This is a genomic window from Ornithinibacillus bavariensis (assembly GCF_018333235.1).
GTDB lineage: Bacteria > Bacillota > Bacilli > Bacillales > Amphibacillaceae > Ornithinibacillus > Ornithinibacillus bavariensis.
On sequence record NZ_BORP01000001.1, the window covers coordinates 69,900 to 92,047 of the forward strand.

Annotated in this window: 23 protein-coding genes; 13 read left to right on the plus strand and 10 right to left on the minus strand. The window is 35.7% G+C overall.

Annotated features, from left to right (window positions below; translation table 11 throughout):
• Position 1 precedes the first annotated feature (1 nt).
• The 5 genes from KI338_RS00365 (at position 2) to KI338_RS00385 (ending at position 6,746) form a co-directional block, all read left to right on the plus strand.
• Positions 2-715 carry an ABC transporter ATP-binding protein gene (locus tag KI338_RS00365; protein WP_212919993.1) on the plus strand — a complete coding sequence of 238 codons (714 nt, stop codon included), beginning with the start codon at positions 2-4 and terminating at the stop codon, positions 713-715.
• Positions 684-3,152 (plus strand): ABC transporter permease, encoded by a 2,469-nt coding sequence (locus tag KI338_RS00370; RefSeq protein WP_212919003.1) that lies wholly within the window; start codon positions 684-686, stop codon positions 3,150-3,152. The genes KI338_RS00365 and KI338_RS00370 overlap by 32 nt, the downstream gene beginning before the upstream one ends.
• Before the next feature lie 15 nt (positions 3,153-3,167).
• Positions 3,168-3,671 carry a PadR family transcriptional regulator gene (locus tag KI338_RS00375; RefSeq protein WP_212919004.1) on the plus strand — a complete coding sequence of 168 codons (504 nt, stop codon included), beginning with the start codon at positions 3,168-3,170 and terminating at the stop codon, positions 3,669-3,671.
• Positions 3,672-3,884: 213 nt separating this feature from the next.
• On the plus strand, positions 3,885-5,480 hold the full coding sequence (locus KI338_RS00380; RefSeq protein ID WP_212919005.1) for an amidohydrolase: 1,596 nt from the start codon (positions 3,885-3,887) through the stop codon (positions 5,478-5,480).
• A 171-nt stretch (positions 5,481-5,651) separates the two neighbouring features.
• Positions 5,652-6,746 (plus strand): AbrB family transcriptional regulator, encoded by a 1,095-nt coding sequence (locus KI338_RS00385; RefSeq protein ID WP_244853244.1) that lies wholly within the window; start codon positions 5,652-5,654, stop codon positions 6,744-6,746.
• A 594-nt stretch (positions 6,747-7,340) separates the two neighbouring features.
• Here the strand turns inward: KI338_RS00385 and KI338_RS00390 are convergent.
• Both KI338_RS00390 and KI338_RS00395 read right to left on the minus strand, forming a co-directional pair.
• The gene (locus KI338_RS00390; RefSeq protein ID WP_212919006.1) at positions 7,341-8,240 is read right to left on the minus strand and encodes a 3-hydroxyacyl-CoA dehydrogenase; all 900 of its coding nucleotides are present in this window, start codon (positions 8,238-8,240) and stop codon (positions 7,341-7,343) included.
• 410 nt (positions 8,241-8,650) lie between these two features.
• Positions 8,651-9,682: a serine hydrolase domain-containing protein gene (locus tag KI338_RS00395; RefSeq protein ID WP_212919007.1), complete on the minus strand. Its 1,032-nt coding sequence runs from the start codon at positions 9,680-9,682 to the stop codon at positions 8,651-8,653.
• A 203-nt stretch (positions 9,683-9,885) separates the two neighbouring features.
• Here KI338_RS00395 and KI338_RS00400 point away from each other — a divergent pair, with 203 nt between their 5' ends.
• The 4 genes from KI338_RS00400 to KI338_RS00415 all read left to right on the plus strand — a co-directional run bounded on the left by KI338_RS00400 (position 9,886) and on the right by KI338_RS00415 (position 11,906).
• Positions 9,886-10,419 (plus strand): DUF6773 family protein, encoded by a 534-nt coding sequence (locus KI338_RS00400; protein WP_212919008.1) that lies wholly within the window; start codon positions 9,886-9,888, stop codon positions 10,417-10,419.
• The gene (locus KI338_RS00405; protein ID WP_212919995.1) at positions 10,406-10,603 is read left to right on the plus strand and encodes a helix-turn-helix transcriptional regulator; all 198 of its coding nucleotides are present in this window, start codon (positions 10,406-10,408) and stop codon (positions 10,601-10,603) included. Before KI338_RS00400 ends, KI338_RS00405 begins: the two co-directional genes overlap by 14 nt.
• A gap of 397 nt (positions 10,604-11,000) precedes the next feature.
• Positions 11,001-11,384: a hypothetical protein gene (locus tag KI338_RS00410; RefSeq protein WP_212919009.1), complete on the plus strand. Its 384-nt coding sequence runs from the start codon at positions 11,001-11,003 to the stop codon at positions 11,382-11,384.
• Positions 11,385-11,408: 24 nt separating this feature from the next.
• On the plus strand, positions 11,409-11,906 hold the full coding sequence (locus tag KI338_RS00415; RefSeq protein WP_212919010.1) for a DinB family protein: 498 nt from the start codon (positions 11,409-11,411) through the stop codon (positions 11,904-11,906).
• 63 nt (positions 11,907-11,969) lie between these two features.
• Here KI338_RS00415 and KI338_RS00420 read toward each other — a convergent pair whose 3' ends face one another.
• On the minus strand, positions 11,970-12,260 hold the full coding sequence (locus KI338_RS00420; protein ID WP_212919011.1) for a hypothetical protein: 291 nt from the start codon (positions 12,258-12,260) through the stop codon (positions 11,970-11,972).
• Between the two features lie 184 nt (positions 12,261-12,444).
• Here KI338_RS00420 and KI338_RS00425 point away from each other — a divergent pair, with 184 nt between their 5' ends.
• The 3 genes from KI338_RS00425 to KI338_RS00435 all read left to right on the plus strand — a co-directional run bounded on the left by KI338_RS00425 (position 12,445) and on the right by KI338_RS00435 (position 15,284).
• Entirely contained in the window at positions 12,445-13,290 is an 846-nt protein-coding gene (locus KI338_RS00425; RefSeq protein ID WP_212919012.1) for a metallophosphoesterase, read from the plus strand.
• A 184-nt stretch (positions 13,291-13,474) separates the two neighbouring features.
• On the plus strand, positions 13,475-14,419 hold the full coding sequence (locus KI338_RS00430; protein ID WP_212919013.1) for a Gfo/Idh/MocA family protein: 945 nt from the start codon (positions 13,475-13,477) through the stop codon (positions 14,417-14,419).
• 136 nt (positions 14,420-14,555) lie between these two features.
• A complete protein-coding gene (locus KI338_RS00435; RefSeq protein ID WP_212919014.1) occupies positions 14,556-15,284 on the plus strand; it encodes an RluA family pseudouridine synthase in 729 nt (242 codons plus the stop codon).
• Between the two features lie 87 nt (positions 15,285-15,371).
• Here the strand turns inward: KI338_RS00435 and KI338_RS00440 are convergent, their stop codons facing one another.
• From KI338_RS00440 to KI338_RS00455, 4 genes are read right to left on the minus strand one after another with little or no spacing between them, the layout of a single operon-like run.
• Positions 15,372-16,070 (minus strand): hypothetical protein, encoded by a 699-nt coding sequence (locus tag KI338_RS00440; protein ID WP_212919015.1) that lies wholly within the window; start codon positions 16,068-16,070, stop codon positions 15,372-15,374.
• Positions 16,071-16,087: 17 nt separating this feature from the next.
• Entirely contained in the window at positions 16,088-16,978 is an 891-nt protein-coding gene (locus KI338_RS00445) for an ABC transporter ATP-binding protein (RefSeq protein ID WP_212919016.1), read from the minus strand.
• A gap of 48 nt (positions 16,979-17,026) precedes the next feature.
• Positions 17,027-18,187, minus strand: a complete 1,161-nt coding sequence (locus KI338_RS00450; RefSeq protein WP_212919017.1) for an ABC-2 transporter permease family protein — start codon at positions 18,185-18,187, stop codon at positions 17,027-17,029.
• Between the two features lie 28 nt (positions 18,188-18,215).
• Positions 18,216-19,445 (minus strand): hypothetical protein, encoded by a 1,230-nt coding sequence (locus KI338_RS00455; protein ID WP_212919018.1) that lies wholly within the window; start codon positions 19,443-19,445, stop codon positions 18,216-18,218.
• Between the two features lie 221 nt (positions 19,446-19,666).
• Here KI338_RS00455 and KI338_RS00460 point away from each other — a divergent pair, with 221 nt between their 5' ends.
• On the plus strand, positions 19,667-20,935 hold the full coding sequence (locus tag KI338_RS00460; protein WP_212919019.1) for a mechanosensitive ion channel family protein: 1,269 nt from the start codon (positions 19,667-19,669) through the stop codon (positions 20,933-20,935).
• A gap of 91 nt (positions 20,936-21,026) precedes the next feature.
• Here KI338_RS00460 and KI338_RS00465 read toward each other — a convergent pair whose 3' ends face one another.
• From KI338_RS00465 to KI338_RS00475, 3 genes are read right to left on the minus strand one after another with little or no spacing between them, the layout of a single operon-like run.
• A complete protein-coding gene (locus tag KI338_RS00465; RefSeq protein ID WP_212919020.1) occupies positions 21,027-21,395 on the minus strand; it encodes a Na+/H+ antiporter subunit G in 369 nt (122 codons plus the stop codon).
• Positions 21,379-21,657 (minus strand): Na(+)/H(+) antiporter subunit F1, encoded by a 279-nt coding sequence (locus KI338_RS00470; RefSeq protein ID WP_212919021.1) that lies wholly within the window; start codon positions 21,655-21,657, stop codon positions 21,379-21,381. Before KI338_RS00470 ends, KI338_RS00465 begins: the two co-directional genes overlap by 17 nt.
• Complete coding sequence (locus KI338_RS00475) at positions 21,650-22,135, minus strand: Na+/H+ antiporter subunit E (protein WP_212919022.1); 486 nt, start codon at positions 22,133-22,135, stop codon at positions 21,650-21,652. The genes KI338_RS00470 and KI338_RS00475 overlap by 8 nt, the downstream gene beginning before the upstream one ends.
• Between the last annotated feature and the right edge of the window lie 13 nt (positions 22,136-22,148).

The following is a 22,148-nucleotide window of genomic DNA, read 5'->3' on the forward strand; positions in this document are numbered from 1 at the left end:
GATGATACAAGTGAAAGGTTTGCAGAAAAACTATAAAACTGCAACAGAAGAGATATCTATTTTAAAGGGCGTCGATTTTTCAGTTGAAGAAGGGGAGTTTGTTTGTATTATTGGGCCAAGTGGATCTGGCAAAACAACTTTACTCCATTTATTAGCTGGTCTTGACACCATATCGACTGGAACAATCGAATTGGATGGAGTTGATATTACTACAAAATCAGAAAAAGAACGAACGATTCTACGACGTAAAAAAATAGGCTTGATCTTTCAAAACTATCAATTGCTACCTACATTAACCGTCTATGAAAATATTATTTTCCCTTTACATGCGGATGGTAAAAAAGTTACACCGGATAAGGTTTTACAACTGCTACAGGATGTTGATTTAGTCGGATATGAAAAACGATTTCCTAGTGAACTAAGCGGCGGTCAGCAGCAACGGGTCGCCATTGCAAGAGCGCTAATTCATGAGCCTTCAATCCTCTTGGCAGATGAGCCTACTGGTAACTTGGATAGACAACGGGCAAGTGACATTCTTGATTTACTAGCTAGGCTTCATCAAGAGAGAAAGCAAACTATAGTCATGGTAACACACGACATGTTTGCAGCAGGGTATGCAGATCGAATTGTATTATTTAAAGATGGCGTAATGGAAGCGGAAGTGAAAAGGGAGGATGAGGACTATGCTAAGTTCCTTTCGCGTTTCATGGCGTAATGTGACTAGACATAAAAAGCGATTCTTTTTCACTCTTGTTGCTGTAGTACTAGGTATAGCTGTAATGACTAGTATGTTAATAGCTAAGGAAACCTTTTTTAATCTAATGGATGAGCAGGAGCAATTAACTGCTGGAAATGCAGATTTTCGGATTAAAGGAAATGAACGATTTTTCTCGGAAAGTGAATTGGATGGAGTCCTGGAAAAAGATGAATTAGCTGGTGAGGTTAGAATCTTAACGAAGCGTGGATTTGTAGACATGGACACTGAATATCCAGAACAGACTACAGTGAGATTTATCGGCATCTCAAACCTTCAAAATGGACTAATTGAATTACCAGTTAAAGAGGGAGACATTACGGAGGAAGGACTCATTATAACGGAAAATGCTGCTGACCTTTGGAACAAAAATCTTGGAGATAAAGTAATGTTTCAGGGCATGGGTAGTTTGACAATAACAGCAATTGTTAACGAGGGAGGGATAATCAATAGCCCTGAATCAATGGATGAAGCATTATTCCGTGATTTTGGAGTGATTGTACCTTTGAAAGTACTCCAAGGATGGACTGGAATGAACAACCAAATTTCAGAGTACCGGTTTAATGTGAAGAATGTTCTGGATAAGAGTCAATTATTATCATCCTATCAATTAAAATTAGAAGATACTAACTTATTTGTTCAGCCCATTGTTCTAGATACACAGCAATATAATGATATTGAGGGTATGTATTTTGTCTTTGATCTTATCGCTATTCTATCTATCTTTATCAGTGCATTTATTGCATTTAATATGATTAATACAAGTATTGTTGAGCGTAAAAAAGAGATTTCTATTATGAAAAGCTTAGGATATACAAAGGGAAATGTGTTTAAATTAGTTTTAAAGGAAGTTGGTTTTCTTGCAGTACTTGGAACTCTGTTTGGATTGGGCATAGGAATATGGCTTGGATTTGTTGTTCAGGATATGTTAATCACTGCAATTGTCACACAGGATATAGTCCATCATGTGGAAATCATTACTCCTTTAATCACAGCATCTCTTGTTGGCTTGATTTTCCCATTTATTGCTGCAGCATTACCATTATATAAAGCGGCAAATACCCCAATTCTAGAGGCAATGTTTAATAAGAATGTTTCATTCAGTACCTTAAATAAGCTACATATACCGCGAATAATTCTAGGGGTAATTTGTACTGGAATCGGATTAATTGATAATGTATGGGTATTTCTATTCTTATTCGTTGGGCTTGTTCTTCTATTTCCATTATGGATGAAAATAGTTCAATTTGTACTAAGTCCTATTTTAGAGAGGATTTTTGGTTTTTCAGGGAAACAGGCAGTACGTTCGATACACCAATTTGTTAATCGTAATGCGAATACAGCAGCCATGCTTGCTATCGGTGTAAGCTTAGCCCTCTTTATGAGTGCAGCATTAAAATCATTACCAGAAGGCATGGAAGATGATATAAGAGAGACATTCGGTGGGGATATAATTATAGAGAAAGAAACACCATGGACCGATACGGATATACAAAGGGTAAACGGTTTGGCAGATATATCCGAGGTTTATTCTTACGCAGAGATACCGAATGTGACATGGCATACTCAACGTAATGCTATACGGGAGTTTTCGATTATCTCCTTTTCAGATTTAGACGGGGAAAATATGTTTAATGTAATAGAAAAAACGGATAAGAATAGTGAATACCCCTCTATCTATGTTGGTGAACGTGCACTTCAAGAATGGGGCGGATATATTGGCGACCTTATCACATTGAATACACCTGCTGGTGAAGGTAGATTTTTCGTAAAAGGTACTGTTGAGACCTCTCACTACACAAGCTATGTTGGATTTGTTGAGGAAGCAGTTGTCAGAGATATCCTAAATTGGCCATGGAACTATCATCTTGTAGTTGATGTAGCAGAAGAGGACTCAATTCCTATCATATTGTCAGGACTAGATAATATCTTTGGAGAAACTATCGTTTATGTGGACGTAATGAGCTCAACCATTGAGCAGGCAAAAAGTGGCATAACGGGAATGAATGATTTGATGCAGGGTCTACTATTGCTAGTTATTGCGATATCTGCAATTGGTATCAGTAATACATTATTTATGAATACGCTAGAACGTACGAGAGAGCTTGGAACTATGAGAGCACTTGGATTTACAAAGTGGCAAGTCAGATTTATGATTATGGCAGAAGGTTTATTCATTGGTATTACAGGTGTTATTGTTGGAACATTATATGGAATTTTGGTTGTTTATTTAAATGCAATTTCAAAGCAAGCACCAATGTTTCTTAGTTTTTCGATTCCGTGGACTAGTTTAGCTTTGGCTATGGCGGGAGGAATTGCCTTCACGCTTATTGCCTCATGGCTACCTAGTAATTCAGCATCACGAATACCAATAAAGGCAGCGATAAATTATGAATAAGTGGGGATCATCATCATGTCAGTAAAACATTCATTACTTGCCCTATTGTATGAAAAACCGCGACATGGCTATGAATTAAAGACGGGTTTTGAAGAAATGGTGCAAGGGATGTGGCCTTTAAATGCTGGTCAAGTCTATACCACCCTTGATCGTTTGGAACGAGATCGATTAGTTGAAACTCCTGGCCATGATAAAAAGGATCGAAAACTATATACAATTACCGATGCTGGTAAAGAGGAACTTTGGGACTGGTTAGAGCAGCCTGTTGGAAGGTCTTTATTTAAAGACGAATTTTATTTTAAGTTTCTTTGTGCGAATCATGTTTCCTATGAAAATAAGCAGGTCATGATTAGAAATCAAAAGGAAACCATCATTAAGGATATTCTTCATCTGACACATTTAAAAAAACAAATGACTAGTTCTCATAATGTCACGATGAAGATGCTAATAGAAGGTGCACTACTGCATTTAGAAGCAGATGTAAAATGGTTGGATATGATAGCAGAAATGAATAATTAACGAAAGAACGGCGTCCGTTACAGAAGGATAGCCGTTTTTTTATGAATATAAGTGGTCACATGTTTGTTGTTGGAATTTTTTAAAAATATGTTCTTCTCTGCTTGACAGATTTAATTCTTTAATTAAATATAAGGCTAATACGCACCGTGCAAGTTTAAACATACAAGTTATGCGATATAAAGAAATTCAATAGAAGTTAGGGAGGAATCTGCAGTGAGAAAGCTTTGGTATGGTGGAACAATCTATACAATGGAAAGAGAAAATGAGACAGTTGAGGCAGTTCTTGTGGAGGCAGACAGAATTAGTGCGGTAGGATCTTATGAAGAACTAGTTAAACAGGCTGATGAATTATATAATTTAAACGGTGCAACGATGTATCCTGGTTTCGTGGACAGTCATCTACATATTATTTATCAAGGACAGAAATTAACTCGTCTTAATTTATCAATAGCTACTACAACTGATGAAATGCTAGGGATGATAAGAGAAGCAGCAAAGAATACACCGAAGAACCAATGGTTATTCGGTGAAGGGTGGAATGAAAATAATTATCCAGATAATCGCATTCCGACGATACAAGAACTTGATGCTATTCGAAAAGAGCCTATTTTATTGACCAGAATTTGTCATCATGTAGTTCTAGGAAATACAGCAGCACTTTCGGCTGGAGGGTATGACGAATCAAGTGCTCCTCCTTTCGGTGGCGAGATTGGTAGAGATGCAGATGGAAAGTTAAATGGACTATTATATGAGCAAGCTGCCAATCCTGTAACAGAGGCAATTCTAAAGGAAGGCGGGGCATATGTGGATGAACTCACAAATATCCTTGACCTTGCAATTAAGGATATGCTTTCATATGGTTTAACCGGTGGACATTCAGAGGATATGAGTTATTTTGGAAATTATAAAAACCCATTAACTGCTTATCAACGAGTGGTGGGGAAGAAACAGCATTTTCGGGTAAATCTATTACGACATCAGTCAGTTTTTGAAGAAATGATGGAAGATAATATTATATATAATGACTCATTTATCCAACTTGGAGCGATGAAGATTTTTGTTGATGGAGCCTTAGGTGGCTCAACTGCTGCATTATCAAACCCATATGCTGATCAGCCTAATAATAAAGGGCTATTAATCCAGTCAGATGATGAATTGGAAAGGCTAGTAAAACTTGCGCGAACCCACAATGAATCGGTTGCAGTTCATATTATCGGTGATGCGGGGGCAGAACAACTATTAACTATTTTGGAAAAATATCCGTTAACTAATGGAAAAAGGGACCGATTAATTCATGCTTGTCTGTTAAGAGAAGACTTAGTAGAAAGAATGAAGAAACTGCTGGTAGTAATTGATATACAGCCAGCATTTGTACCATCTGACTTTCCTTGGGTGATTGATAGGCTAGGAGAAAATCGGCTTGAATGGGCCTATGCTTGGAAAAAATTGTTGGAACATGGATTCATGTGTGCTGCAGGTACGGATGCACCGGTAGAGGATATTAATCCTATCGCAACTATCTATGCAGCGGTTGAACGTAAAAAGCCTTATGACTCACATGATGGCTATTTGCCAGGTGAGAAATTAACACGTTTTCAAGCGGTTCAGTTATATACGCTTGGTAGCGCACAAGCAATCTGCAAGGAACATGAACAGGGCTTGATTAAGCCAGGTTATTTGGCTGACTTCTCAATTTTTGACCGGGATCTTTTCGAAGGAACTTCAGAGGAAATGCTTGCAGCTAAAGCAGTTAAAACAGTTGTTGCTGGAAGGATTGTGTATGAACTAGCTACTGATCTAGATTTGTGATTCAGATTTTAATACTTTTATTATATGAAAAGCATTGCCAAAAAAGGGTCGATGCTTTTTCATTTGTCATAAATTATGCAGATTATTTGCTTGATATAAGTATAAGATTTATGATGACAATGTCATTAATATCAATTTATTTCACTTATTAGAAGAAAAGAGGCACTACATTTGACGCAGCTTATGAAAGACTTGAAGAAAATAATGATTACTGCTCTTGCTGCACTTGTTGGCGGAGCTTTGTTTAGCTTATTGCATATTCCTGTCCCATGGCTACTGGGGCCAATGCTTGTAATGGTGATTTGTAAAAATGTAATGAAATGGAACTTAACATGGCCGAGTGAACTCCGAGATAGTGGAATGATAATAGTAGGCTATACAATTGGACTATCGATGACTTCTGCAGCTCTTAAAGAAATGGCTGAGCAGTTGCCTTCTATGCTTTTGCTAACAATTCTATTGATGCTATGGTGTTCGGGAATTGCCTTTCTAGTATCAAAGGTATCAAAGATAGATTTTCAATCTGCATTACTTGGAAGTATTCCTGGAGGGCTCACGCAGGTTATTATGCTTGCTGAGGAGACGAAGGGTATTAACCTCGCAGTTGTCACCATCACTCAAGTTCTAAGACTCATGATTATTGTCATTTCTATGCCACTGTTAGTTATGTTACCGATATTTAGCAATGTATCAGGGGACCAAGTATCGACTGCCACTGTGGATTCAGTCGCAATGTTTCCGAATATAGTATTCTTTGCACTGGTGTGTATTGTGTTCGCAATAGGTGGAAACAAAATACATTTTCCTACCGCCTATTTATTAGGTCCAATTATCGGAACAGCATTATTGCAGCTCACTGGTGTGGCAGGCCCCCATTTACCGGCAGCCGTTGTCGATTTAGCACAGCTTATGATTGGGAGCCATGTTGGCCTTTTGCTACAAACAGATCAAATTGTCAAAAAAGGATGGACGTTCACACTGGCTATTGGAAGTGGAATTCTGCTTATGGTAGGATCCATTTTACTTAGTATATTATTAACAGTTCTTCACGATGTCTCACATGCTACCGCATTATTGAGCCTCGCGCCTGGGGGGATGGATCAAATGGGAATTATTGCTCATGAAATTAATGCGGATTTATCGATGGTATCGGGCTATCAGCTATTTCGAACCTTTTTTATCTTTTTTGCTATTCCTCCCTTATTAAAAGTGTTGTTTAAAGCAATGGAACGGAAAAATCACCAGGTGAGTAAGGATACTAAATAAGGGTCTGAAACATGAGGATAGAAGTACTTTTCTGGTTACCTTAAAAGCCTAATTCCATGAAAAAAGAGTAACTATGTCTAATAGAGATGTTCTAATAGACTAAATCAATGAAAAAGGAGTAACTATGTCTAATAGAGACGTTCTAATAGACTAAATCAATGAAAAAAGAGTAACTATGTCTAATAGAGATGTTCTAATAGACTAATTTCCTGAAAAAAGAGTAACTATGTCTAATAGAGACGTTCTAATAGACTAAATCAATGAAAAAAGAGTAACTATGTCTAATAGAGATGTTCTAATAGACTAAATCAATGAAAACCGAGTAAGTATGTCTAATAGAGATGTTCTAATAGACTAAATCAATGAAAACCGAGTAAGTATGTCTAATAGAGATGTTCTAATAGACAAACTCAATGGTAAAAAGAGTAAATATGTCTAATAGAAACGTTCCAAAAGCCGAACTCAATGAAAACCCATTGAAAAGAGTTTAATCGATGCGTGATAATAGTCAATTTTTTGTCTAAACCATGGGGGAATAAATTATATAAGCACTGTCATAATAGCAAAACCGCTTCATGGGGAAGCGGTTATCTGTTAATTATCTAAAAAGCCAGGATCCTTAAACATTGGATTAGGATACTTATAAAATCCTTCTCCTGTTTCAATTCCAAGTTTTCCTTTATCGATATACTCTGTTTTAAGAAAATCTGCCATACGTTGAAACTCTTCATCCCCGGTTGCTTTCACTTTAGCTACTGTAATATTATAAGCTGTTCTAATTCCAACAACATCAAGAATTGCAAACGGACCTTGTGGTGCTCCAGTTGCAATCATCCATGTCTTATCAATGGTTTCTACATCGGCAATCCCATTCACTAATAGTTTTTGACCTGCCTCCAAAAAGGGAACTAACAGGGAATTCAGGATATATCCTGGTTGTTCTTTGTACAAAGGAAGGGCAACCATCCCAATTGCCTTGGCAAATTCAATAATATCTTGAAAAACTTTTTCATCGGTACCTGGATGTTTCATGATTTCTGCAGTATTGTTATTCCAAATTTCATTGGCAAAGTGAAGAGCAAGGAACTTATCTGGTCTTCCTGTTGCTTCTGCAAATTGACTTGGTAAAAGGGTAGAAGAATTGGTTGCAAATATCGTATGATTTGGAGCAACTTGTGCTAGCTTTTTATAAAAATCCATCTTAATGTCAACAACTTCTGGAACGGCTTCGATCAAGAGATCTGCTGAAGAAACAGCCTTAGACAAATCACTGTAAAAATTCATGCGGTTATAAGCATTGTCTACTTCTTCTTGTGTAGCTCCTAGATCTTCTTGATAGCGTGCTTTCAGCTTTTGTATTCTATCCTTTGCTATTTCAATTGCCTCGTCGTTAATATCAAAAACAGAAACATTAAATCCTTTATATGCGGTTTGGTAGGCAATTTGACTTCCTAAAACTCCACTTCCAGCTACAGTGATATTTTTGTAATCCATGTTAGATCTCCTTTATATTATCATCACGGTTATAGCTTTTCTTTCCGAACACAAATTATTCTAATAAATTATCTTCTAGTTAATTTAACTTCTAATAATAAATTGCTTAGATTCGTTAAGGGAAATGTGTATCTATGAGAGCTAGACAATAGAAAGCTTATAGTTGTGCCCCATAAACGTTTAACGTTAATCAATGATGAGAACAGTAATTGAAGAACATAGGCTATTATTAGAAAGAAACCTATTATTAAAAGAAATGTTTTTCGCTATGGATCCTGAGATGAAAAAAATTACTTTGGATGGCGAAAAAGTTGGCATTAAAATAGATATATAATATGAGCTTTTTCTTAAATTCGGTTTAAAAAAAGACTCTCCTTGGACTAAGGAAAATAGTGCAAGGAGAGTCTTTTTTAAAAATCAATTGCATGATAAATTTCACCAATAATTCCTTCCATTTGGTGAACACCAAGTTCTGAGTTTGTCATTATAACGACACCTTTTCCTATATAAGGATATGATGCCAACATACATTGAAAACCAATACCCCAACCAAGTGATGAAATCTCTAACCCATTTTCTGTTTCACTTAAAAAGCAGCCTAATCCAGTCCAGCTTTTACCACCCTGTGGGCTAATGAATTCTTTTGCCGTTCTTTTAGAGATTCCAAGTTTACTTTTCCCATTTATTGCATTCATTAGTTCTATCAATAATTTTGCCAAGTCTGAAGCAGTTGCCCATAATCCTGAAGCAGCAGGGTATGGATAGATAGGGATTTTTCCATTAACTAAGCTACCATATTTGTTATGACCACTAGATATGGTTTCTTTTGGAATTTTGGTAGTGTTAAAGGTACTATGGTTCATTTTCAATGGGGTAAAGATGAATTCGTTGACGATTTCCCCATAAGGTCTTCCAGTAACATCCTCAATTAGCAGTTGAATGACACAATAACCGGCATCCGAATAAGAAAACTCACTACCAGGAACTTGTTTTACTTCAATAGGGACTTTACAATATGGTGTTTTTCCTTCTAATAGTTCGACGATAGAGGGTACTCCAAAGGAAGAATTAAATTCTGTGAAACTACCTTTAGGATCGATGATACCAGATTGATGACTAAGTAGGTGTCGTAATGTAACCTTTTTGTTTTTTGTAAACTCATTGCAAGGAACCTTCCAGGATATCAATTGTTGATTTACATCCTCGTCTAAATTAAGAATGTCTTGTTCTGTTAGTTTCATTACTAGTAACCCGGTTAGAAATTTACTTATGGAACATGCACTAAAAATAGAGTTGTTATCGGCTTTTCTTTCAGAATTTGCCTCAAGTACACCAAAGTTCTTTGTAAAACTGATCTCATAATTATTTAGTAAAGCAATGCTAAGACCTATTACATTATAATGTTTCATTCGGTTCTCCACATTAATATTAGTTTGTTCCATGCACATTCTCCTTATTAAGTTATCCTACTAGCAGAATAACACGAATGTACGTTCTTGTATATGGATAAGCTAATATTTTTATGTTTTGCCATCTCCAAAAGTGATTTGATAATTTTAATAATCATAATGACATATATATATTGCAAAATGACAAAAATAAATGTATTATAAGTATAACAATAAAAACGATGGGGGAATCCTTTATGGAATGGTTTAAGAAAAAGAAGATAAGTGATGAGCGCATTATTAATATTCAGAATAAAATTTTTAAGGAAATATATTATTTAATTCTCGTGATTTGCAGTGTATCCATCTTATTAAAAATCTATTATTTTAACTTCGATATTAACCACATCCTAACAGAATTAGTTATTTTAATTCTTGGTGGACTATACTACACCTTCCGAACAGTTCAGCTTGGAATATTCTCAGATGAGGTTGAGATCCACGATAGAACAAGTAAATGGACAATGACTAAGAAAAATATTATGTTCATCCTAGCTCTCGTTATTATCTTAGCTATTATTACGGGGCTGAACAGTGCTATTAATTATGGGGAAGGTACATCCCAGTCCATATACTATTTTATTTTAGTTTTTTTCGTAACAATATTGATCAATGTACCTGTCTTTATGCTAGTCTTTGTAGTTGGCCATGAAATAGCAAGAAGTAGGAGTAAAAAAGTAATTGAAAAGCAGTTAGAAGAGCTTGACGGTGATGACAATGAAAAATATTAAAATGAAAATAGCGCGTGTAGAGCATGACTTGTCTCAAGAGGAATTAGCTAAACGAGTGGGTGTTTCTAGACAAACAATTGGTCTAATAGAATTAGGGAAATATAATCCCACACTTAGCCTGTGCAAAGCCATTTGTAGAGCTTTAGATAAAACGTTAGACGAATTATTCTGGGAAGAAGAATAAAGGGAGGATTGTATAAAAGCAGAAACCCATTCCCTACTATTTTTTTACGGATTGGGTGAAATATTCTCTCTTTGTCAACACCCTACTAGAGGTAAATTTTACTGGTGGACCAATGGTTGAAGGAATGACTATACAGTTTTCTATATTCGTATAGCTAGTATATTCGTTCTAACGCTTGCGTTTGTCTTTATTAAAAAGCGAGATGTGAATATCTAACGTAATAAAGGTAAGTTCTTTTGCTTTTGTTTAAAGTAATAGAGCCTACCTTTATTTTTGCTTCAAAATAACCTAAACCGTAGATAAAAGTGATATTATTGTAATGAAAAGTCATAATATTTAAAAACGGATGCAATCATGAGGTAGTTTAATACAAATATTACTGAAAGGAGTTCCTGTAATGGTGTTAATAAGGATAGCTGAAATTCTCCTTGGTCTTATTTTCCTTGGAGCGGGCTTGAATGGTTATGTTGTCTTATTTGGCTTCGAGCCATTTGCACCAACTAGTCCTGCTGCAACAGAGTTCTTGGGGGATGGCTATTTATTGGCAATGGAAAAAGGTGTGGAGATAATAGCGGGAGTCTTACTACTAATTCGCCGATTTGTTCCACTAGTATTAATCGTTCTGGCTAGCCTAATCGTCAATATAATAGCGTTCCAGCTGTTTGTTGATATAGACTTACTTTGGTTAGCGATAGTGGTAGCTGTATTAGAAGGGGTATTGTTATGGTGCTACCGCAGAAGTTACAAGGGTCTATTGGTTAGTAAGACAAAATTAGAATAAATTTGAAAAGTAGAGGGGAGCTTTATGAGTAACTTAATTCGTAATAGCTTGGAACAAACTCGTGAGGAGCTTTTGCAGGAGATTACATCATTAACCTTTGAGGAGTTAAACAGAAAACCGAATATGGAGACATGGAGTGTTGCTCAAAATTGTCACCACCTATATTTAACAGAAATCGCCACTGTAAGAGCAATTAAATGGGGATTAAAGGAGGGGAAGGAGTCTGATGACAGAAGGAAAAATATTCAGCTTATACTAGACAGAACAGTAAAATATCCTGCCCCCAGTGTGGTAGAGCCCTCCGAGGAATCTTTAGAGCTGGAGCAATTAAAAGAAATGTTAGCTGATTCAAGGAAGCAATTACTTGAAACAGTTAATAGCTTGGAAGACTTATCTGAATTAACGAGGAAGGTGGTTAAACATCCTGCTTTTGATACAATGGCATTAGACCAATGGGTAGAATTATTACCCTTGCACGAACAACGTCATCTTTCTCAAATAAGAGAAACCTTGAAAGAATAGTTGCATGCTAGGCGACACATTGACTGATTGCTCTCAATCAATGTAGCGTCTAGCATTACTATTTTATTGATTTTTTTTCTTGTTTCGCTTTCTTTTATAGGCAAGCCAGGTGGTCTTTAAGGAAGAATATACACCAATTGCAGCAGTACCGTAAAACCCTCCCATAAACAGCCCGGCAATTAGATCATGACGGTGGCTAATAAATATGGAAATAAGGAATCCAATAATAGTCGCAATGGTTGGAAAATACTTGCGTGGAATTGGGAATAGTTTAAAAAATTGTGTTAGGATAACGGTTAAGGGAACCGCAATAACAGCATCCCAAAAATTAGTATGGATGTCTGGGAAATTCATATTTTGTATTCCTTTCGTGATTTAATTAGGTTACTTTGCTTTAGTTTGTGGATAATAGATTGTTCTATTCGACGGAAATAAATAAGGGTTGTCCAAATGCAAAAAATAGTACCAAGATGAAACACAATAGTAAGAGCAACAACTAGGATATGGTTATTCTAAAAATAGTGTAAGGAGGTAATATATGAGGTCTCCCTATCCAAAAAAATTTAAAAGGAAAATGTGGTTATTTCTCGGCACACTATTAATTCTTGGAACATCGGCAAAAGCCTATTTTGACACGAATGTATTCAAGATCAATAAAGTCCAATTTCAAACAAATAAAATTGCTGCAGGGTCTAAAATAACGGTTTTACAGATAAGTGATGTACATAATAAGATTTCCCGTAGCCAGCATGAAAAACTGATTGAGGCAGTAATAAGAGTGAATCCGGATGTAATTGTATTAACAGGTGACTTAGTTGATCGAACTACAGCAGATTTAACCAATGTATTCTTATTCATTGAACAGCTGGTAGAAGTTAATCAAAATACCTTTTTCGTGACTGGTAATCATGAAAGGGATAATAGCAATGTTGATGAATTATTAGCTGGATTGGCGGATTGTGGTGTCACAGTACTTAGCAATAGTAATACAGAAATCATGATTAGGGATTCAACGATTAATCTTGTAGGAATAGATAATGAATCGACCAATCATGAAAATATGAATCTAGCATTTTCTGGTATAAAGCACGAAAAATATACCATTTTACTTTCCCATTCACCTGGTGTAGTAATGAACTATCAGGATATCCCAGCTGACTTAATATTAAGTGGTCATACACATGGGGGACAGATAAGGTTACCATTGGTTGGTGCAATTGTAGCTCCAAATCAAGGATATTTTCCTAAATACGATAAAGGTACCTTTGAAATAGGATCTGAACAGTATATATATATTGACAGTGGTCTTGGGACGAGTGTTGCACCAGTGAGATTTTGGAATCAGAGCCAGATAAGTTTGATTGAGATTAATGGATCTAACTAAAACTGGCCCCAAAAATGTAGTTTAGTAGATCGAGAGAGTGATGTAGCGGATCCATTCTACTAGGAAAGAGAAATATTTATCTCAGTCTATAAAAAGAAATAACATTCTACTATTATACGGCTTATGGAACTTTGATTATAATGAAAGAGTAATGATTTAATTGCGACAGTGAGGGAGAGAAATCATGATACATATTGGTATAGTTGGACTAGGTGCTATTGGACAGCGTTTATTAAATAGATTTATGGATCATCTAGAAGTTCAAGTGGTTGCAATATGTGACCAGATAGATTCATTAGTCACAGAAACTGCAGCAGAACTTGGTAATGTAGGGACCTATAAGAAGCATCAGGAATTAATTGCTGATCCTAAAGTGGAGTTGGTATATGTAGCGGTACCTCCTAAAATCCATCATCAGGTTGTCATGGATGTATTACAGGCAAAAAAACATGTTCTGTGTGAAAAGCCGTTAGCAAACTCAGTAGAAGAAGCAGTTGAATTATGGAAAGCTGCTAAGGAAGCAAATGTGATACATGCGATGAACTTTCCATTAAATTATGATGAGGCTGCAATTAAGTTTGCTGAGCTAATAAATCAAAATTATATTGGTAAGTTACGACGGTTGCAGCTTACTATGCATTTTCCAGAATGGCCACGTCCATGGCAGAGAAATGCATGGGTAGCTGGTCGTGAGCAAGGTGGTTTTGTACTTGAAGTGGGAGTGCATTTTATTCAGCAAACTTTAAAGATATTTGGTGATATTACAAACATTACTGCTAAACTAGAATTACCCACTGATCCAAATAAATGTGAGACAGGAATTATCGCATCAGCTGAGCTTCTTGATGGTACACCAGTCCTAATTGAAGGATTAAGCCAATTTGCTGGGAAGGAATTTATTGGTTTCACCGCATATGGTACGGAAGGAATCCTTTCACTGGATAATTGGGGAGAGCTTCGAGGTGGGAAGAACGGTGAGAAATTGCAGGTTATTTCATATGAAACTGTTCAATCAAAGAACTTAATTGATGAATTGATTAAGGCTATCAGTGGTCAGCAAGCAGAAATCTATGACTTTGAAGTGGGCTATAAATCCCAAGAGATATTAGAAAAGCTACGCAAACTTTAATCATAAAAAACCTCTTCAATAAAAAGTGAAGAGGTTTTTTGCTACGTGAAATAGAGTAAAAGTAATAAGATATCTGTTTATAAATTTTATTTATGCTATGATAGATTCAATATGCCTAGAGGATAGGGATGAATCTATGAATATACCAATACTATTTGAGGATAATCATCTCCTTTTTATTCAAAAACCGGTAAATATCCCAGTTCAGGAGGATAGTAGCCGAGATTTGGATGTATTAACAATCCTTAAAGATGATATTAAAAGACGTTATCAAAAGCCAGGCAATGTATATTTAGGATTAGTTCATCGGCTAGATCGACCTGTTGGTGGTGTGATGGTTTTTGCAAAAACTTCCAAGGCTGCTTCGAGATTATCGGATATGATGAGAAGACATGTTATAGAGCGAAATTATTTGGCAGTTGTAAGAGGGATTCCAGAAAAGAAAAAGGGGCAATTGGTCCATTACCTATATAAAGATAAGCGGAGAAATCAGGTGTTCGCAGTTTCTCCCAATCATAAAGATGCCAAAAAGGCTGTTCTAGAGTATGAAGTAATTGGTTCGAAAAAAGGATTGAGTCTCCTCACTGTTAATCTAATTACTGGCCGACCTCATCAAATTCGGGTACAGCTATCCACTAGTGGAAATCCAATTTATGGGGATCAAAAATATGGTCATGGTGTAAATCAAACTGGAGAGCAAATTGCCCTTTGGTCCTATTCGATATATATGGAACATCCTGTTAAAAAGGAGCCATTGGGAGTAAACGCTTTTCCTTCCGATACTTACCCATGGAATTTGTGGGAGGAGATAGGTCTGAAACAAATTAATAAGACGCATTCCTCTCTTAAAGACCTTTTGATTTAAAAGAGGAATGCGTCTATTTGTGTTGTTTTATTTGTACCTATTCCGATTTGAACGGCATTTCATTCTTTTTCTAAGAATAACGTTTGCTTAAGGTACTCTCTCAAATTTCAGATAAGATAAATTATCAATCTTTAATTTCTGTCCTTCTTTTAACTGGATATTAACAGCTGTTTCTGGGTTGCTATTTAAGAATTCGAAAACTCTAGGAGACTTTCCTTCTTCAAATAGTTGTAGATCTCCAAGTGCAAATTCAGATTCAGTAGTAATCGAATAGTCTCCAGGTTCTATATCCGTTCCAACCTCCCAAATACCGGCAGTTAGTTCATTTGAAATCCCAGTAGGAACTGGAGTAATAATAGCTTGATCTATCCCATCAAAATGGACAGTATGGGAACCGTTTAAATCAACGGTTACAGTATCTACACCGCCCATGCCCAAGAGAGTTTCATATAAAAGAACTCCATCAGTATCATATATGAGAACTCTTCCTGACTGTGGTTTACCAGTTAAATTCTCTGCAGCTGTAATCATGTATCGTCCTTCGGGAGGAATGATATCCTCTCCCTGTGCTGTTATTGGACCAACGATAAGTTCTGTTGCTTTGGAATTACTTCTGTCAATTGTATCATAAATGGTACTACTGACTTCTCCTATTATTTCATCTTTTTCCGTTCCAATAATTTCATGATTCTCTTCATATGCCAATAATTTCTCTGAGGGCTGTTGTCCGCAACCGGTTAGAACGAATAAACTTGTAATAGTTGCGAGTAAAAATATTCGATTCATAATAGTCCCTCCAATGGTCAATCCTCATGATAGTATTTTTCATAGTATTCGGCTGTTCCTAGGGGTCCAATGGTTAATTCTTTTCCTTTATAGGTGGATAATCTCACAATCCACTCCTTTTGTTCATCCATATCCATATTTCCGGTTGGAATGCAGCACAGATGATTAGCAATAAAGTGATGATTATCCGGTAATGTCAATCGTAATTGTTCGTATTGTTCAGGCGTTAATTCTATCTTCAAATATTCTTCCGTAGACTCATTTAATGCTTGCTGATGAATGATGTCACCATTCTTTAAATAAAGCACGCGATCAGCGTATAAATCTAAATTTGAGAGTAAATGGGATGCAACAAAAATTAGCTTTCCTTCTTGTTTCATTTGCATTAATCGCTTAGAGATAAGCGAAACATTGGCTACATCGAGTCCATTCATTACTTCATCCATTAGCATGATAGGCGTATCAGCTGCTACAATCATGGCGAAGCATAAGCGTTGCCTCATCCCTAAGGAATAAGTTTTAACCTTCTTTTTCACATAGCCTTCCATTTGTAGCTGCTCATAAATTTCTTTTACATGCTTCGTAGTGCCTTTCCACATATTAGCATACAGCTTCATATGGTCGACACCTGTTAATTCCTCAAATAGATCCCCTTGGTCAGGAAAAGTAGCAAGTTGTTTATGAATGGAAATCTCTTTTCTTTCGGTTTTATACTGTAGATTTTCATTAAACGTAACATTACCTTTATTCGGTTTCAGAAAGTTTGAAATGACATTAAATAGTGTCGTTTTACCGGTTCCGTTTGGAGCTACTAGACCAATGATTTCCCCGCTGTTTGCTGTTAATGAAAGATTATCCAACACTACTTTATCCTTATACTTTACGGAGACGTTTTCTAGTTTTAGCATGACAATCCTCTTTTCTACTTATTAAATTTAAGTACCATTTTCACGCAATCAAAATGCTTTTACCAATGGTGCATGTTTCGGTACACGATGATAGGTGATTTTATTGATTGCATAAATTCCCCCCAACAAGACTACTGCAATAATTCCTAATGTAACCATTACATGCCAGTAATCAATACGACTATTTCCAAGTTCTAATGCAAGATCACCGGAGAGAACCTTGTATATATCAATGTATTTAATTGGATGTAAAAAGGTCGCCTTTAACCCTGCAGCCATTGCAATATCAGGGATTAGATAGATACCTAGTCCAATAAGTATATTGGCAAATGCATTCTTGAAAAGCATATTAAGCAAGATGGAAAGTGCCAATAGTACAATTATTGCAAGACCTAGTCCTAGGAACATATAGAGTAGGAACTTCCCGGTAGAAATAGCAATATAATTTTCATTCTTATAAACTAGTATAGGAAAAGAAAATTCACCGGCATTAAATTTTGTAGCAACATAGATGCCCCCAATAGTAAATCCAAGTAGTAGAAACGTATAAGTGTGAACAAAGTGAACCATCAATTTACTTATTACTTTATTCATAAAGGATAAAGGGAAGCCCCTCATAACTGATTGGTGTCTTTGTTCATAGATAAGCATTTCATTCCCACTTACTAAGACAATCACTAAGAATAATAGTCCGGATAACATCGTAAGTACATTTGTAAAATAATGATTTGTTGAGAAAGAATCTGATTCAATCGGCAAATTATTATCTTTTATATAATGTAGTAGTGCGTCCTCTTTTAAAATCTCTTCCTTTGGGGTGATTAAGTGATCAGGAATACCATTATTTCCTAGCTCATGAACCTTCAGACGCAATCGATTTATTTCCAAACCATTTTCAATATACTGCTCACTGTCATTTCCATTACCGATAAACCAAAGCTGCATACCTAGTAAGGACTGAATTTGAGTATGATAATCATACACTTCCGCAACCTCTGGCAGGTCGTGACGCTGCAAATCAAGGTATTCAAAGACTGCATAGGACATTTGCGTTTCTGTTCTCTTTTTATCAGTTAACGGTATGGGAGTTTCCTGACTATAGTAAATAAAAAACAAGACGAAGAAGAGTAGAAGGAATGCAGCAATGAACCAATTTTTTCGGTTTTTTAAAATTAATTTCGTCTCAAATTGCGTAAACTTCCAAAACATAATAACTATCCTCTCTATTCTTATGACCTTACGCTGCTAATCGATAAAAACGCTGTTTTTTAACGACTCGTGAAACAACAAAAAGGGTAATTTCTAATACTAAAATTGTACTTAGTAAAACGATAAACCCTTTTTCAAATGTAATCGATTCAAGGTGGACCAAATATTGCTTTTCACCTGAAATAATTCTTCCAAAATCAAAATAAGTCTGTGGTAAATTGCTAAGCTCAATGCCAAAAAGTTTTGTTAATGTTCTAGAATAATAGATTCGCTCTGAAAATAGTATAACCGAGCCTACCATAAGCACTAACCAAGAATTTTTAAGTAATAGGCTTAGAATAGCATTTAAGCGAATAAATAAGTAAACAAGAATCGGTATCATTCCAAATGTCATTAACAAGAATTTTGCTATAGTAATAGTTTCAAATTCCGCAAATCGGTACCCAAAATAATCATCTGGCAGTGAGCTAGGAATTGTAATTGGCACAGAAAGTTTAAAGGACCCAAAACCATTTTGGATGGACAAGATTATTACTACTAATAGTAATAATGCAGCTAATACGAGTAGAGTGTAAAAAAATGCAACAACTGATTTAATGTTAATTAATCGATACCATCCGATAGGCATACCTTGTAAGAGAGAGCGATGCTGTCGATCTTTTGTCATCATGTCACTACTAAAATAGATGGCACAAAATAGAACCATAAAGGCTGTCGTACCTAAAATGAAATTTACGATTGTTTGTAATGCTGTTTTTTGCTCAATCATTTCATATGTAATGGGAATACCTGCATCTAGATAGCCTTGATAGCGAAGATCTACTAAACTACTATTACGTGCTTGATCAATACCAGGGTATGGTGCATTTGCAATCAACATCCAGTCTCGCTGCTCATTCATTGCGTTGAAACCGAAACCTTTCATACGAAGCTGAATAAAACGATTATAATCTTTGTCCTCAAAGGCATGTATCATTCTAGATTGTACTTTTATTGCATATGTATTGCTTGCAAATGGTGTACCAGTCATCTCACCATATCCAGTACCGCCCCTAGCAATCATTCCTTGTGTGACTGCCTCTAAGTCCTTTAATTCCAACCTCATCGCTTCAGGATCAAAGGAATCCGAAGTTTCTTTAGTTGGCAAAACTAAAAGCAAATAACTCAGAATTAAACTAACTAAGGCAATAATAAATAATACGTTCTTTTTGTTTTTGAGTATCATTTTGAATTCATGAACCATCATTGATCTAATCATTAGTTGAATTCCCCTTTTTGGAATCTTGTATTACAGAACAACAAAGATGGATAGTTGTTATTTTGTAATACAACTGTAACGTAATTTTAATAATCTATTGCGAATAGTTTAACAATATATTAACTGGATGACAAGAGGATATTTTTTTCTGTTATAATAGATAACTAATATAGTCCATTCTATTTTGGAGAAGTGGGATAAACGAATAATGGAGGATCATTATGGATTTTATTAACAACTGGATTTCTGGATATGATATCAATCCACCATTAGATAAGTATCTTTCGGTTACATTAACGATTATTTTCGTTACTGTAGTCTGTGTAATTGCGAATTTTATTACTAAACAGATTGTCATTCGGATTATTACACGTATCTTAAAACGGCATAATTACAAATGGGGTAATATTTTATTAGAGAGAAAAGTATTTCGTAAATTATCCCATATTGTTCCTGCAATTATTATTTTTCGTTTTGCTGTCACCTATCCGTCGTATCAGGATCTAATTGAGAAGGCAGCTATTACGTATGTGATCATAGTGAGTTTATCCGTTATCAATAGCTTATTAAATGTTATTAATGATATTTATCAAACCTATGAAATCTCTAAGAGCAGACCAATAAAAGGATATATCCAGGTAGCTAAAATAGTGATATTAACTTTTGGGGTAATTTTGGTCATTGCAACTTTAATAGGGGAGAGTCCACTTATTTTACTCAGTGGCTTTGGTGCACTTTCTGCTGTATTTATGTTAGTTTTCAAGGATTCAATTTTGGGACTGGTTGCAGGTGTTCAATTGTCTTCCAATGATATGGTTCGCGTAGGCGACTGGATTGAAATGCCAAAATACGGAGCGGATGGCGATATTATTGATATTTCATTAAATACTGTAAAAGTGCAGAACTGGGATAAGACCATTACAACTATTCCAAGCTATGCACTTATATCCGATTCATTTAAAAACTGGAGAGGGATGCAAACCTCTGGTGGAAGACGAATTAAACGTGCTTTATTTTTTGATACAACAAGTATTCAGTTCTGTTCAGAAGAGATGATAGAGAGATTTAAACATATTCAGCTATTGACGGATTATATAAACGAAAGAGGAAAAGAAATAGAAGCGTTTAACAAGAGGATGCATATAAATAGAGAAAACCCAGTTAATGGTCGAGCACTAACAAATATTGGCGTTTTTCGAGCGTATGTAACCAATTATCTAAAGCATCATTCTGGAATCAATCAGGATATGACCTTAATGGTTCGTCAGCTAGCTCCAACAGAAAACGGCATACCTCTAGAGGTTTATGCATTTACTAATGATGTAAACTGGTCATTTTATGAGTCTGTTCAGTCAGACATCTTTGATCATCTATTTGCCGTAGCTCCAGAATTTGGGCTTCGAATATTCCAAAATCCGACTGGAAATGATTTAAAAGGTGTAGTCGAGAGAATAACTCACAAAAATGAATTACGTAAACAAGAGGACTAGCATACAGAAAATTACCGAATTGATTTGTATCCAAAAAGCCAATACTTTTGACTATCCGACTTTTTGGAATAAATCGACTCGGTAGTTTTTCTTATTCATTCTCTTTTTTAATGTTATGAGCAGTAAAATAATCCTTCAATTCATCCTCAGCACTAGTCTTTGCTAATGGTACATTAGCTCGATAGGCTGCTCGACATATAACATGGGCCGCAACTGGTGCGGTCAAGAATACAAAGATAATTCCAAGGATTAGACGAATACTAAAATATCCCTCGGAAATTAAAAAATAAAGTAAAGTTCCTATTAGAATAAATAATACTCCTACTGTTGAACTCTTGGATGCAGCATGTGAACGTGTATAGACATCTGGTAAGCGAACCAAGCCAATCGAACTGATTAAACTAACTACGGTTCCTATTAAAATAAAAACCCCTGCAACAATCTCAGCGCTTTCGTTCAATGACTACACCCCTTTCAAGAAATCTGGCAAACGCAATAGTGCCGATAAAGGACAGAATGCCGATTAATAATATCAATTCAAAAAATGCATGAGAGTCTAGGTAAACAGAGAAGATGGCAATCCCTGCAATGAGATTTATTCCAATTGCATCTAATGCTTGGATTCGATCAGCACTAGATGGCCCTTTTACAACACGATATATATTTAATAGGATAGAAATTGTTAATACGATTAGTGATGAAATCATTAACAGATTAAACATATTTTCTCGTCACATCCTTAATAGCGCGCTCAAATACTACCTGTGATTTTAATACGGAAATTTTTGATTCTGGTATATCCATGGCATGAACATATAGGCTCTTTCCATCAGGAGTAACCTCCATCACAACGGATCCAGGTGTTAAACAAATCAATAAGGAAAGCAGGGTAATCTCCACATCGCCTTCTAAATCAGTATCAATTCGAAATATCCCTGGAGTCACATTGATCTTTGGACGTAGTATTTGTTTTATTACAACAACAGCGGAACTTAAGAGTTCTCGCCCAAATACATAAAATAATTTAAGTGCAGCCCAAACAAAGAATAAGTAAAAGGGCTTTTGATAAAAACGTCGCATAAAAAATAAAATGATAATACCGATAATGTATCCACTTAAAAAAGCAAGAAAATTCCACTCATCCTGAAAAAACATCCATAAAAAAGCAATAAATAGATTCACTAAAATTTGAAATGGCAAAAATCATTACCCC

What these genes read in the sequence shown, in the direction of transcription:
- KI338_RS00375 (WP_212919004.1), top strand. Translation starts at nt 3,168, where the DNA reads ATGTCAGTAAAACATTCATTACTTGCCCTATTGTATGAAAAACCGCGA.
- KI338_RS00370 (WP_212919003.1), top strand. Translation starts at nt 684, where the DNA reads ATGCTAAGTTCCTTTCGCGTTTCATGGCGTAATGTGACTAGACATAAA.
- KI338_RS00460 (WP_212919019.1), top strand. Translation starts at nt 19,667, where the DNA reads ATGGATTTTATTAACAACTGGATTTCTGGATATGATATCAATCCACCA.
- KI338_RS00410 (WP_212919009.1), top strand. Translation starts at nt 11,001, where the DNA reads ATGGTGTTAATAAGGATAGCTGAAATTCTCCTTGGTCTTATTTTCCTT.
- KI338_RS00450 (WP_212919017.1), bottom strand. Translation starts at nt 18,187, where the DNA reads ATGTTTTGGAAGTTTACGCAATTTGAGACGAAATTAATTTTAAAAAAC.
- KI338_RS00470 (WP_212919021.1), bottom strand. Translation starts at nt 21,657, where the DNA reads ATGTTTAATCTGTTAATGATTTCATCACTAATCGTATTAACAATTTCT.
- KI338_RS00440 (WP_212919015.1), bottom strand. Translation starts at nt 16,070, where the DNA reads ATGAATCGAATATTTTTACTCGCAACTATTACAAGTTTATTCGTTCTA.
- KI338_RS00405 (WP_212919995.1), top strand. Translation starts at nt 10,406, where the DNA reads ATGAAAAATATTAAAATGAAAATAGCGCGTGTAGAGCATGACTTGTCT.
- KI338_RS00445 (WP_212919016.1), bottom strand. Translation starts at nt 16,978, where the DNA reads ATGCTAAAACTAGAAAACGTCTCCGTAAAGTATAAGGATAAAGTAGTG.
- KI338_RS00425 (WP_212919012.1), top strand. Translation starts at nt 12,445, where the DNA reads ATGAGGTCTCCCTATCCAAAAAAATTTAAAAGGAAAATGTGGTTATTT.
- KI338_RS00400 (WP_212919008.1), top strand. Translation starts at nt 9,886, where the DNA reads ATGGAATGGTTTAAGAAAAAGAAGATAAGTGATGAGCGCATTATTAAT.
- KI338_RS00435 (WP_212919014.1), top strand. Translation starts at nt 14,556, where the DNA reads ATGAATATACCAATACTATTTGAGGATAATCATCTCCTTTTTATTCAA.
- KI338_RS00455 (WP_212919018.1), bottom strand. Translation starts at nt 19,445, where the DNA reads ATGATTAGATCAATGATGGTTCATGAATTCAAAATGATACTCAAAAAC.
- KI338_RS00395 (WP_212919007.1), bottom strand. Translation starts at nt 9,682, where the DNA reads ATGGAACAAACTAATATTAATGTGGAGAACCGAATGAAACATTATAAT.
- KI338_RS00415 (WP_212919010.1), top strand. Translation starts at nt 11,409, where the DNA reads ATGAGTAACTTAATTCGTAATAGCTTGGAACAAACTCGTGAGGAGCTT.
- KI338_RS00430 (WP_212919013.1), top strand. Translation starts at nt 13,475, where the DNA reads ATGATACATATTGGTATAGTTGGACTAGGTGCTATTGGACAGCGTTTA.
- KI338_RS00420 (WP_212919011.1), bottom strand. Translation starts at nt 12,260, where the DNA reads ATGAATTTCCCAGACATCCATACTAATTTTTGGGATGCTGTTATTGCG.
- KI338_RS00390 (WP_212919006.1), bottom strand. Translation starts at nt 8,240, where the DNA reads ATGGATTACAAAAATATCACTGTAGCTGGAAGTGGAGTTTTAGGAAGT.
- KI338_RS00365 (WP_212919993.1), top strand. Translation starts at nt 2, where the DNA reads ATGATACAAGTGAAAGGTTTGCAGAAAAACTATAAAACTGCAACAGAA.